This window comes from Treponema sp. R8-4-B8, assembly GCF_054786175.1.
Map to the genome: position 1 here is coordinate 52,609 of NZ_BDHE01000487.1, position 12,510 is coordinate 65,118.

Annotated in this window: 14 protein-coding genes; 8 read left to right on the top strand and 6 right to left on the bottom strand. The window is 39.2% G+C overall.

What is annotated here, in order from left to right:
• Window positions 1–25 precede the first annotated feature (25 nt).
• The 3 genes from ACYVRA_RS13405 to ACYVRA_RS13415 form a co-directional block, all read right to left on the bottom strand.
• The gene (locus ACYVRA_RS13405; RefSeq protein ID WP_461253222.1) at window positions 26–850 is read right to left on the bottom strand and encodes a hypothetical protein; all 825 of its coding nucleotides are present in this window, start codon (window positions 848–850) and stop codon (window positions 26–28) included.
• Window positions 843–2,003: an AAA family ATPase gene (locus ACYVRA_RS13410; protein ID WP_461253223.1), complete on the bottom strand. Its 1,161-nt coding sequence runs from the start codon at window positions 2,001–2,003 to the stop codon at window positions 843–845. Before ACYVRA_RS13410 ends, ACYVRA_RS13405 begins: the two co-directional genes overlap by 8 nt.
• Window positions 2,004–2,369: 366 nt before the next feature.
• A complete protein-coding gene (locus ACYVRA_RS13415) occupies window positions 2,370–3,149 on the bottom strand; it encodes a YesL family protein (protein WP_461253224.1) in 780 nt (259 codons plus the stop codon).
• Between the two features lie 129 nt (window positions 3,150–3,278).
• Here ACYVRA_RS13415 and ACYVRA_RS13420 point away from each other — a divergent pair, with 129 nt between their 5' ends.
• The 3 genes from ACYVRA_RS13420 to dapA are packed head-to-tail and all read left to right on the top strand — an operon-like array spanning window position 3,279 to window position 6,324.
• Complete coding sequence (locus tag ACYVRA_RS13420) at window positions 3,279–4,652, top strand: aspartate kinase (protein ID WP_461253225.1); 1,374 nt, start codon at window positions 3,279–3,281, stop codon at window positions 4,650–4,652.
• A complete protein-coding gene (gene dapB, locus ACYVRA_RS13425; RefSeq protein WP_461253226.1) occupies window positions 4,649–5,425 on the top strand; it encodes a 4-hydroxy-tetrahydrodipicolinate reductase in 777 nt (258 codons plus the stop codon). The genes ACYVRA_RS13420 and dapB overlap by 4 nt, the downstream gene beginning before the upstream one ends.
• Window positions 5,422–6,324 (top strand): 4-hydroxy-tetrahydrodipicolinate synthase, encoded by a 903-nt coding sequence (gene dapA / locus ACYVRA_RS13430; protein ID WP_461253227.1) that lies wholly within the window; start codon window positions 5,422–5,424, stop codon window positions 6,322–6,324. Before dapB ends, dapA begins: the two co-directional genes overlap by 4 nt.
• A gap of 63 nt (window positions 6,325–6,387) precedes the next feature.
• Here dapA and ACYVRA_RS13435 read toward each other — a convergent pair whose 3' ends face one another.
• A complete protein-coding gene (locus tag ACYVRA_RS13435; protein WP_461253228.1) occupies window positions 6,388–6,762 on the bottom strand; it encodes a helix-turn-helix domain-containing protein in 375 nt (124 codons plus the stop codon).
• A 335-nt stretch (window positions 6,763–7,097) separates the two neighbouring features.
• Here ACYVRA_RS13435 and ACYVRA_RS13440 point away from each other — a divergent pair, with 335 nt between their 5' ends.
• The 5 genes from ACYVRA_RS13440 (at window position 7,098) to ACYVRA_RS13460 (ending at window position 10,536) form a co-directional block, all read left to right on the top strand.
• Window positions 7,098–7,904 carry a fibronectin type III domain-containing protein gene (locus tag ACYVRA_RS13440; RefSeq protein WP_461253229.1) on the top strand — a complete coding sequence of 269 codons (807 nt, stop codon included), beginning with the start codon at window positions 7,098–7,100 and terminating at the stop codon, window positions 7,902–7,904.
• Window positions 7,905–8,165: 261 nt separating this feature from the next.
• Window positions 8,166–8,834, top strand: a complete 669-nt coding sequence (locus ACYVRA_RS13445) for a hypothetical protein (protein WP_461253230.1) — start codon at window positions 8,166–8,168, stop codon at window positions 8,832–8,834.
• A 504-nt stretch (window positions 8,835–9,338) separates the two neighbouring features.
• A complete protein-coding gene (locus ACYVRA_RS13450) occupies window positions 9,339–9,746 on the top strand; it encodes a hypothetical protein (protein ID WP_461253231.1) in 408 nt (135 codons plus the stop codon).
• On the top strand, window positions 9,747–9,977 hold the full coding sequence (locus tag ACYVRA_RS13455; protein ID WP_461253232.1) for a hypothetical protein: 231 nt from the start codon (window positions 9,747–9,749) through the stop codon (window positions 9,975–9,977). It begins immediately after the preceding gene.
• A complete protein-coding gene (locus ACYVRA_RS13460) occupies window positions 9,946–10,536 on the top strand; it encodes a hypothetical protein (RefSeq protein ID WP_461253233.1) in 591 nt (196 codons plus the stop codon). Before ACYVRA_RS13455 ends, ACYVRA_RS13460 begins: the two co-directional genes overlap by 32 nt.
• 12 nt (window positions 10,537–10,548) lie before the next feature.
• Here ACYVRA_RS13460 and ACYVRA_RS13465 read toward each other — a convergent pair whose 3' ends face one another.
• Together ACYVRA_RS13465 and ACYVRA_RS13470 are read right to left on the bottom strand one after the other, a co-directional pair.
• Window positions 10,549–12,075: a glycogen synthase gene (locus tag ACYVRA_RS13465; RefSeq protein WP_461253234.1), complete on the bottom strand. Its 1,527-nt coding sequence runs from the start codon at window positions 12,073–12,075 to the stop codon at window positions 10,549–10,551.
• On the bottom strand, window positions 12,075–12,491 hold the full coding sequence (locus ACYVRA_RS13470) for an ACT domain-containing protein (RefSeq protein WP_461253235.1): 417 nt from the start codon (window positions 12,489–12,491) through the stop codon (window positions 12,075–12,077). The genes ACYVRA_RS13465 and ACYVRA_RS13470 overlap by 1 nt, the downstream gene beginning before the upstream one ends.
• Window positions 12,492–12,510: the final 19 nt, after the last annotated feature.

Genomic DNA, 12,510 nt, shown 5'->3' on the forward strand with positions numbered 1-12,510 from the left:
TGCGGGGTGAAGCAAATTTGTAATTTTATTTATTATTTTGATAACAATAGAAACTACAGTTTTTTGTAACTATCTCGTTTTTACATTTATTAAAATATTTCTCACCAAAATAATTGATTAAAAAAAGAGGAAAAGGTGACAATGCAACAATCTGATTTTTAGGCAAGATAAAATTTTTGTATTGCTTTTCCTGTATTTGTTTTATAATTATCGCATTGTTTTCAAACCAATGTTTTATACTTTGATAATCAGAAACCGTCTCATAAGTATTATTCACCAAACAAAATGTTCGTTGAATGTTAATTATAGTTAAATAATGCCAAGTGTTTTCATCATATTTTTTTATATCTTTATAATTACTTATTTTATCAATAATATTTTTATAGTTAATATTATTTGACATATCAAGAAACGCGTCTTTGAAACAATCAGCAGGGTTATTTGTACAATGTTTAATGGCTTCTGTCATAGGATAACTAAGCCAAAGTTTTCCTTGCTCAAATTCATTATTAAAAGTGTTAAGTAATTTATTTATCATTTCATTGTAATCTTGCGGTGACATTGTATCTGAATGGGAATGACCGTCATGATCGAAAAAGAGATGTACCTCTGATACATTTCTTCTATCAATATCTCTAATATCTGAATCGGGTCTTTGTTTGAGAACTTCTACAATATCAAGATTAACATCATCCTTAACTTCATTCCAAAGTTGATAAATTTCAGCTTTAAAACTGCTTCTAATAATTTGTTGTCCATTGGAAGCTGGGAAAAAATATTTTTCGATGCTCTTAAATATTTGTCCCTCAATTATTTCTCCTTCAAAAATAAGCAGTATAGTATTACTCATCAAAAGCGCCCGCACGGTACATTTTTTCTATATTATGGGCAAACCGCAACTCTTTATCTGTCAATGAGGATAAAGCTTCGATCTTGTCTTTATGCATCAAAAAGAGGCAATCAGGGCGCATAATATCATTTGACATTACACCGGTATCATGCGTAGTAAGAATAAATTGGCAGTTATCTATTTTTTTTATTTTATTTATGACATATTCAGACAAACGCTGGTGATAAAAAGCGTCAAATTCATCAATGAATATAAATGAAGGCGATGAGGTTTTCTCGAATATCGCATTTTGCAACCAATAAAATAACACAGTCAATGACTTCATTCCGGTAGAACAATTGTCAAAGAAATCAATAATAGAATTTCTTTTCTGTGTAGTTTCATATTTAAAATAGACTCTTGTCCGATTTGCCATTTTTGTGAATATTATGTTTGAAGGAACATCTGCATCTGCCAAAAAAGATCTGAAATTATCAAAATGATTTTTACTTACTATCTCGTCAAATAATTGATGACCGCCAACTTCATATCCTGCATAATTTCTATCATCAAGATTGCGAAAAAACAACATTCTGTCTACAAAATCAAAAAATGAAAAAAGGGCATTTGTTTCATCAGATTGTTCTAAAGAAGCATTTGATTTTATATATTTCAATATTGAAATTGTTATTTTACTGATATCTTTATTCAATGTCTGAGCACCAGGCAAATTTATTTCTAACGGTTCGCCAGTAATTCGATTATAAGAAACAACACATTTTTCATTTATAAATAAACGTTCATAACAAATAGATTCAGGCGCATTTTTCCCATATTGGTATTCAATCATAGTCTCATTAAATCTAAATTTATATTTAAATTCGACTAATTTACTTCCGCTCTCTGCATTACAATAGTTATTGGTCAGGAGCAAAGTTTTATCTTTATCTGTAAGGTTGATAATAATATCCATTATCGCCAAACCTAAATTTGATTTCCCCACTCCGTTATAACCGTAAATCAAAGCTTTATGGGCATAGCCATCCTTAACGCATTCTTCGTTAAATCCATAATTGGACGAGGTAAGATCGAGCGTTATAGCATCTTTGAAACCACGGTAATTCTTGACAGAATAAAAACACAACATATATATATTATCGTAATCAATAGGCAAGAAATTTACAAGTTGCCGTAAAAAAATTACGGCACCATTTTATAATTATAGCCATTTTTTAGTAAAAGTAACATAAATATTACGAAGATAATAAATATATAAAACTTTACAGCGAACAAGTGAATAGTGATTTTTTGTCAGAATGTTATGCTTGAGCTTCACGATTAAGCTAACAAACAGAAACCTCCTCTCTCCTCTTTGTGATCTTCTCTTCCTTTGTGAGCTGTGCACTGCCGGCAGCCTAAAGGCAGCCTTGCTTTAATTACAGACAGCAGCATTTATTGATGCTACGCTATGTGGCATTATTGATCCACACGGCTACGCCGTGCGTTTATTGAGCGTGTGTGAGGTCTTTTATCTACCTCCCTAATCCTTCCACGGAAAAATAAAATTCTTCAAAGTGCGATTCCCTGTTTTTTCGCGTTCATCTATCAACAACGCGTCCCATGGGATTTTTTTGCGGTCGGCTTCGGGGTTGGCTTCTAGGTAATCGTATTTTAACAAACGCAGGCGGAGGGCTTCGTCAAGATAAAGAAGAACGCCTATGGGGCCGGGAAACATAAAGACAAATATTACGGAAATCATTAAAGCAAGAATATTGTGAATAAATAAAAAAATTGACATGCCGGTATTGTCTAAAGAAATTAACATGCACTTTCTAAATGATTTCATTATATTAGCGCCTAGCCTGGCGTAGACTGCAAAATAAAATTGAAAAGAAAGGAAGGCGAATATCAGTACCCAGATAAGCAATGCCGATAAAGCTAAACCGATTAATGAAGCCATAGCGGCATAAAACGGAATTACAATTGATACTACAATATAAATAATAAATAGAAACACAAACATGGCAATGCCGGCGGGCCACGCTGTTTTAAGGTTTGCGAGAAAATCGCTAAAAGTAAAAGTCCCATAATCAGAAATTGACTTTATTGTAAAAGCTGCCGTGGCAAGATATATCGAGCAAATAAGGGTTCCCAGAATGGCAAATACTATAACCAACAAATTAGAGCCGAAAATGTTGGGGAACAATAAGGGAAGAATCGGAATTGCGGTACAGGCCAAAAAGCCTAAATTAAGCGCGACAACCTTGATCATATTGTCCCATAAATCGTATATAGTTTTTTTTATTAGAAAGCCAATCATAGGGAAATAATAACAGAATAGCGTATTACAGTCCATTGCCCCAGTTCGCGTTTTTTTGTATAATTGCGTAAAAGCGCCATTACAGAAAAAGGCGGATAAAAAGCAGCCTGTCTGTATCAGGAGAAAGAAATGATAGTGATGAAATTCGGCGGAAGCTCAGTGGCGAACGCGGAAAGAATACGCCATGTTACAGGCATAGTAAAAACACAAATGCCAAAACAACCGGTGCTTGTGTTATCTGCTATGGGAGATACGACCGACCATCTTCTTGAAGCCGGAAATCTGGCGTTAAAAGAAGGAAAGGTTGATATTAAACGCATAGAAAAACTTCATCAGGAAACTATCAAAAATTTAAAACTGCCCGCTCAGAAAGAAGTCGTAAGCCTTTTTGACGAGCTTACCCGCCTGTTATCGGGAATCGCCCTTATCAGGGAACTTACTCCACGGACAAAAGATTATCTTGTCTCTTTTGGCGAGCGGCTTTCCGTGCGTGTCACTGGCGCTTTTTTAAAAGCTTCCGGCATGAACGCAATGGCTTTTGACGCGTGGGAGATGGGATTTATTTCCAATTCCGATTATACCCGCGCCGAGTTGCTTAAAGAAAGTTGGGACTTGATTCCAGAAAAAATTCTTCCGCAGATAAAGGGGAATGTTCTTCCCATTGTAACGGGGTTTCTTGCGAAAGACGAAAAGGGCAGTATCACGACGCTTGGGCGCGGCGGATCGGATCTTTCGGCGACAATGATCGCTGCGGCGTGCAGAGCCGAAGAAGTTCAGGTTTGGAAAGACGTTGACGGAATACTGACAGCGGATCCAAGGATTGTAAAAGACGCGAAGCCCGTACAATTTGTCACTTACGAAGAAGCGTCGGAGCTTGCGTACTTTGGGGCGCAAGTACTACATCCAAGGGCAATGCAGCCGTGCATGAAAACTGGAACTCCCGTTCTTGTAAAAAATTCGTATAACATCGAAGCGCCCGGCACTCGGATTGAAAACGCGTCAACGGCTGCAAAAAAAGGCCCGCCCGTCCGCGCCATCACTTCAAAGCACAATGTAACGCTTGTGGATATTGTCTCTACAAGAATGTTAGGCCAATACGGTTTCCTTGCGGAAGTTTTTTCAATCTTCGCAAGACACAATATTTCGGTCGATATGGTAGCCACCAGCGAAGTGTCGGTATCCCTTACATTGGATACCGCTTATGATTTAGCCGAAGTGAAAAAAGAATTAAATAAAATCGCGGGCGTGGAAATTAAAACAGGAAAAGCGATAGTTTCCGTCATCGGCAATGTTAAGCGCTCTTCTGAAATACTGGCAAGGGCTTTTAGAATTTGTCAGCTAATCGGCGTGTCCGTGCAAATGATTTCTCAGGGCGCGAGCAAGGTGAATATCAGTTTTATAGTAAACGAAACAGAAGCGGCGGAAGTTGTTAAGTCGCTTCATCTGGATTTTTTTGAGTCTCAAAAAAGCCCCGCTTCAAGCGGCGCGGAGGAGAAGGTATGAATATCGCGTTAATCGGTTACGGCAAAATGGGAAAAATGGTAGAACAGGCCGCCCTCGCTAAAGGGCATAAAATTTCCGTCATTGTAGATCCGTTTGCAACTAATGCCCAATCGGCAATAAAAATATTAAAATCAATCGCGGAAGCAGACTTTAGTTCCGTTGACGCCGCTATTGAATTTACCCAGCCTGATACAGCGGCGGCAAATATCCTCGCCCTCGCGGAAAGAAGAATCCCAATAGTCGTAGGAACTACTGACTGGCATGTTCACCTGAGCAAAGTAACTAAGACGATTGATATTGCTGACACTTCCATGATTTGGGCGTCCAATTTTTCAATTGGGGTAAACATATTTTACCGTATCGCGTGGTACGCCGCTGAGTTAGCAAATAATTTTCCCGAGTACGACGTAGGCGGCTTTGAAATTCATCATAACAAAAAAATTGACAGTCCTTCGGGAACGGCAAAAATTTTAGCGGAAGGAGTACTTTCCAGAATCAGCCGTAAAAAAAGAATGGTATGGGAGACGATGAACAACAGGCCGGAAGATGACGAGTTTCACTTTCCAAGCCTGCGGATGGGCAACGTCCCCGGCACTCACAGCTTGTTTTTTGATTCTCAAGCGGATACAATCGAAATTACCCACACGGCCCGCACCCGTGAAGGATTTGCCTCAGGCGCGGTACTGGCAGCGCAGTGGCTTACCGCGGAAGAGCGGCACGGGGTTTTTACAATTGATGATATGATGAGTGATTTATTTAAGGAGAATTTATGACAGATTTTCGCGGTGCATATACGGCGCTTGTTACGCCGATGACGGAGTCGGGGGAAATTGACTATGAAGGTTTCCGCAGGCTTATCAAGTTTCAGATAACGGAAGGTATCGACGGCATTGTCCCCCTTGGAACAACCGGCGAAAATCCCACTCTTGACGAAGACGAAGAAGACAAGCTGATAGAAATCGCCGTAAAAGAATCAGCCGGTAAAATAAAAGTAATCGTAGGCGCCGGCTCAAACGACACAAAGCACATGGTTAAGTACGTTGAGCGCGCGAAAAAATTCGGCGCTGACGCGGCTCTTGTAGTAACTCCCTACTACAACAAACCCAACGACAGCGGTATGTTACGCCATTTTGAAGCCGCCGCAAAACCCGGCATCCCTATCATCGTTTACAATATCGCCTCCCGCACTGGCAAAAATATCCCCACTCCCCTAATGAAAGAAATCGCCAAAATTCCGGGCATTGCCGGGGTGAAGGAATCTTCCGGTGACATTAATCAGATGGGAGACGTTATCAGGGAAATCGCGACGCCGCGCAAAAACACTCAGGATAAATTCTGGGTTCTTTCAGGTGACGACAGCATGACTCTTCCTTTAATAAGCATGGGCGGCGAAGGAGTAATCTCGGTCGTCTCCAACCTGTTACCCGCAAAAGTAAAGAACATGACGCAAGCCGCTCTTGACGGTAATTTTGAAAAAGCCCGCGCTATCCATTACGAAATCCTACCCTTTATGAAAGCGGCTTTTATCGAAACAAATCCTGTCCCAATCAAACAAGCCCTTGTCTGGGCGGGTCTTCCAGCGGGGCCTACGCGCCTTCCTCTTGGCAAACTTGAGCCGTCTAGCGAAGCGATTCTTAAAAAGGCGATGACGGAGTTGGGGATTTTGAAGTAGGATTGATTGGAAAGAGGTTCTCACAAAGAGCACTAAGGGACAAAGATCACAAAGAAGATAATATCAGCTTTGCTGCCATTGTTTTATTTTTTCGGTAACGGTTTTTTCAAACAATTTATAATCATTTTCAAACTTTTTAAAATCAATTAAAATTTCCTGATACAGACGTTCAAGAGTTTTGTTGCTATTGGTCATAAATGTAACAGTATTTGTTGTAAAAAGTTCGGGAGTGTCAACATTAAGAGCCAGAGCGATCCGCTCCAGCATACCGGCGGAGGGGAATTTTTTGCCTACTTCTATCATAGCTATATAATTCGGGGCTGTATTCATTTTTTCTGCCAATTTTTCCTGTGAAAGCCCCAGAATTTTGCGGTATTTCTTCATGTTTTCTGCCAAAATCAGGCGAATATCGGTCATATATCCTCTAAACTTATCCATTAGATTGGTATTTTTTCATTTTATCTTTACTATAGGGTATTGAATATTTACTGTAAGGTGTGTTATTATCATATAGGTTGGTGTATGAGAATTTGTAGCTAAATCTAAGTTTTAATTAAGAAAATATGTAGGCATAAAAGTGTCTTATAAAAGGAGTTATTTATGAGAACGACACTTACCGGAGTTACCATACCGAAAGTGCTACCAGTATTGGGGGTAGCACTTTTCTATAATTTTTACAAAAATACCAATTTTTGGTTTTTTGAAAGGCATATCTGTATGGATCTGTCATATTTTATTTAGGTTTAAAAAAATAAGCCTAGGGAGTTTTTATTATGAAGAAGGTGAATGTGTTTCTTTTGGGATTACTGGCTGTTCTGCTGGCAATGAGTCTGGTTTTCATTGGATGTGGAGAAGGTGAAAAAGAGTCTATAAAAAACCCAGATCCTCCACAAGGCGTAACTGCGACATCTGATTCAACAAATAGTATCACTGTTGTTTGGGGGACTGTCTCAGGAGCCTCCGGATACAACATTTATCGTAGCAGTGCGCTTACAGAAGTTTTCATAAAGATTGGTTCTTCTAAATCAAGTGTATATACAGATACCGGGTTATTACCTGGTACAACATACTATTACAGGGTATCTGCCTATACCGAAAATGGAGAAGGCTCTCAATCATACCATACATCTGCAACAACAAAATATGGCGCACCTACCGGCATAAATGCAACGGCTGTATCGGAAAGTAGTATCACTGTTAGTTGGAACGCTGTCTCAAATGCTACATACTATTATATTTATCGTAGCGATATTTCTTCCGGCACTTATACTCAGGTTGGTACTTCGGTGACAACCTCATATACAAACACCGGACTAACACCTAACACAACATACTATTATAAAGTAGCTGTCTACACAGCACTTGGCATGGGAGTTCAATCAAACTCTGTTTCTGCAATAACAAAACAAAATGCGCCTACCGGCGTAACTGCAACGCGTGCATCGTCAAGCAGCATTACTGTTAGTTGGAACGCTGTCTCAAATGCTACATACTATTATGTTTATCGTAGCGATAGTTCTTCCGGCACTTATACTCGGGTGGTACTTCGACGACAACCTCATACACAAACACAGGACTAACACCTAACACAATATACTATTACAAAGTAGCTTCCTATAACAGCAATGGAGAAAGTGTTCTATCGACAGCCGCAGTAGCTACGACGTACTAATAACAGAACATGCCTGGCGGCAACGCTGGGCGCCAGATACCGCTTTTGGGGTATATCAAATAGTGATGTTACGTATGATTGATCATAAATGTCAATCAATAATTTTGAATTAGTTAACCTGCATTGAAACTACATCATTTGGAAAAAAATATTAAATAGGAGGCAAAAAATGAAGTCTTGTAAATTATTTGGGCTTATCATCCTAACATTGGCAATCGGGTTTTTGACAGCGGTTTGCGACAGCTCCTCAGACGGCGGCAATCCTGACAAATCCAACACTGGTTCCAATACTGACGGTACTGGCAGCGGCGCCGTTAATAATAACTCAGGAGGTAATACTTTATCGGGTATGTATTATCGCGAGTTTGAATATAATGAAAATCAAATTCATTTTAACAGCGACGGTTCTTATACATTGACTAATTCCATGGGTACAGAAACAGGCACATACACTGTATCAGACAATAAAGTAACTATTAAGAATTTTACTTTTAATATTTACGATTCAAATACTCTTACAGTTTCGTCTATCGGCAATTCGAATACTTTTCCTATTACGTTTCTTAAAGATGGCAGTTATTATCCTGTTTCTGGTACATATAGCGCAACCGTTGGCGGTACTCGCTTCTACTGGACTTTTGACAGCGATGGCACTTGTGCGCTTGACACAAGCGCAAACAGCAGCCCAAGCCGCTTTAAATGGTCATACACAATTTCAGAAAGAATGGTATATGCGACTTATATGCCTGTCAACAATACTAGCGAAAATTATAAATTTGTAACTATAGATTCAAATACTATTAAAGATACAAATGGGTACCTTTGGAGAAAGCAGTAAACGCGACAGGGGGTTATGCGAATGGATATAATATCACGTTGGAATATAAATGAAGCTAATAATTTATTTCATAAATTTTGTGTTTTTTTATGCCGTTATAACCAGCGGCATAACCTAAATAAAGCGGGATAATCCAGTTTGACCCTTCAAAATCAGGGTATTGGCACTGGCACTGGCTGTGGAGGAGTAAAATAATTAAATTTAGTTTAGAAAAACAACGTATTTTTGTTTTTTACTAGCAATAATGCTTATATTAGTGATATAATTAGTTTATATTTAAAAATTATAAATTAACCAAGACTTGGAAGTTACAGTAAAAAGAAGGTTTTCCATGAACGGGAGGGGGGGAATGGAAAGTCTTTGGCTCCTTGGCATATAAAAATGCTCAAGGAGGGATCTGTATTATTCCCCCAGCGTTATTAGTTTGAATTAACTGGATGGTTGGAAGCCAAAACGGTTATAGCCGTTTAATGGTTAACCTTCAAATCCAAATTAGGGGGAAAAATGGAAAAAAGCGAATTTCTGCATAATTTTACTAAAATTTATTTTTCTGAAGTTGTAAAAGAAACTATCCTTATTGAGAATTGGGAAGAAGGCGATTTTCAATCACGATATGTTGAGTATGCTGATACTTTTACCAGGGCAAGCAATGGATATTTTACAGATGACGCAACAGATAAAGAAATAATTTTCAATCTTTCAAATGATAAAAAGAATATAGTAAAAGCATTTAATGATAAAATTAGTGAACATTTTTTAAATGAAATGAAAAAACAAGGTATTGATGAAACAACAGCAAAACAATTCATTAATCAGAATATTCCCTTAGGAGATAAAATTAGGCCTGATATCCTTGAAATTTTTAGATCTTTTGAGGAAGAATCCCTTAAAACAATAATAGGAGTTGCTTAAATGAGCCAGAGAAAAAATTTATTATTACTTTTAAAACTTCATAATATTATTACTAAAACTAATATGAGTTTAGAGGAAATTGTTAATAATCGAACTATAGATCCAGATATTTCTCTCATTGACAATTCTGATCTTGGCGGCAGGGTTAGTTACGGTAAAAAAATTCCAATTACAAATTATTATTCTCTGGGGGAGCATCTTGGCAATAGATTATCAGCAAAAACTCAATGATATTGCAGAAGATATATTTTCTTATGCTGATGAATTATGGGTTATTAAAGATATATTTGACAGGGAGCTTTTCAACAAAGTCAATAAGAAAATAACAATATCATCTCCCCATTACAACTTCCGTGACGCTTTATTTCATTATATTAAAATGTATGAGGCGGCGCAAAATAGCAATGAAGAAATATTTAATAAGCAATATGCTTGTGTCGCGGAACATCTAAACAGGGGATTAAAGGATTTTATTGTTTATCTTTGTTTCAACTACTATACTAATATATTACATAAAATGCTTGATTCAGGAGATCCGTCAATAAACGGTAAAACATTATTAATTCTAAAAAATATTTATCATGCTTTTAAAAATCTTGTAGTAAAAATGCGTTTAGGAGGACAAGACGTACAACAGCTTGAAGAACATGAAACTATATGGTTAGAGACTACAAGTAAAATAATAGAACAATTGTCAAGCCTACTGCAAGAAAACATACAATTGAATAATTTATATAAATATTATGCTAAAATAGTAGCAGAAGAAATCTCAGAAAAAATTCATATTTGATAACAACCGACCCTACCCGTTTTGTCCGCTATTTTTCGGCGCCTTAATCCCCTGCGTTTTAAATGCCGATTCATACAAATCCACGTACTTTTTCGCAGAAAGCTCCCACGAAAAATCTTGCGTCATCCCGCGTTCCTGCATTTTTTTGATTTCCTTCTTTCTGTTGTGCCATGTCCACACTGCCCATGTGACTGTGTCGTAAATTGAAGAGGGGCTTAGGTAATCAAACATAAAGCCGGTGCCGCTGCCTGTCTTTTCGTCGAAATTTTCTACGGTATCCGCAAGACCGCCTGTTCTGCGGACGATTGGCAGTGTTCCATAAATAAGCGAATACATCTGGTTCAGGCCGCATGGCTCATAACGGCTTGGCATCAGGAAAAAGTCGGAACCCGCTTCGATAAGATGGCTGATTTTTTCGCTGTAACCGATTTTTGCCTTGAAGTTTGATAATCGCGAAGAAAGACCTGAAATTTCGTTTTCGCACCAGTATTCGCCGGAGCCTAGCAGAACCATTTGCATTTCAAGGTCGCGGCAAATTGACCATGCAGAACCGTAAGTGGGACCGAAAAGATCGCCCACTCCCTTTTGATCCGTCAGGCGCGTAACCATTCCGATAATAGGCACATTTGGATCGGGGGGCAGATTAAATTCCCTTTGCAGGGCTTCTTTTGCTTTTGCCTTGCCCGACATATCTTTTACGGAGTATGGTTCGGGAATATGTTTGTCTTTAGAGGGGTTCCATACGTTTGTGTCAATACCGTTTAATATGCCGCAATAGTCGGCGCTGCGGTAACGTAAAACTCCGTCCAGTCTGAAACCGCCGGGTTGCGTTTTTGTTTCTTCGGCATAGTTAGGTGAAACTGTGTTGAGTTTGTCCGCGCTGTAAAGGCCGGCTTTAAGCATGTTAAGCATGCTCCAGTCTTCAAAACCGGCGTTGTAAAAAACATCCCAGCCAAGCCCTATATAGTCATAATTAGCCTTGTTGTAAATGCCCTGATAGCCGAGGTTGTGGATTGTAAGAATCGAAACTGTTTTTTTAAAGCCTTTGTCGCCGCCGGGGACTCTTTCTGCAAATTTCAGATAGACGGGCGCGATTGCCGACGGCCAGTCATGGGCATGAAGCACGTCGGGGTACCATTCAATTTTACGGCAAAGCTGAAAAACGGCGCGGCAGAAAAAAGAGAAACGGCGCGGGTTATCCATAAAATCGCTTTCTGCAAGGCTCCCGTAAATGCCGTCCCTGCCAAAGAAAATTTCATGATCAATAAAATAAACTTTTACGGGATTTTTTTTGCCTGTTCCGGGCATATCGGTGCAATAAACCGCGCTCCATTCTTCAATGCCGCCGCCCATTGGCGTACCCATCGCGCCGGGAAGAAGTTTTAATTTGGCGCGGTCAATCGAATAGTAGCGCGGTATGACGATTTTAACTTCATGGCCAAGTTTTGCGAGGTTTATCGAAAGAGCGGAAACCATATCGGCAAGGCCGCCTGTTTTTGCCCAGGGAACGGCCTCGCTGGAAACCATCAATATCTTCATTAGAAGTTATCCGCTATTTTAAAACCTTTAGCGCTAAGTATTTGGTGTCCTTTGTCGTGATCCTTCAACTTGAAAATTACTACGGCTTTTCCGACTTGCCCCTCAAGCGACGCGTAAAGGTACTCGATATTTACCTGCGACTGCTGGAACAGTTCCATCAGTTTGGCAAGGCTGCCAGGCACATCTTCAATTTCTACCGCTACCACATCGGTCTGCCGCGTGGTAAAGCCCGCTTGAGTCAGAGTGTCAACCGCTTTTTCGGTCTTATCGGCGATAATGCGTAAGATTCCAAAATCCGCGGTGTCGGCAATACTGATTGCCCTAAGGTTTACTCCGGCGTTGGCGAGAGTTTTTGTAACCTCGCTTAACCTGCCCGTCGTGTTTTCCAGAAAAACCGATATTTGTTTAATTCCCATAACTAACCTCTTTTTTTTA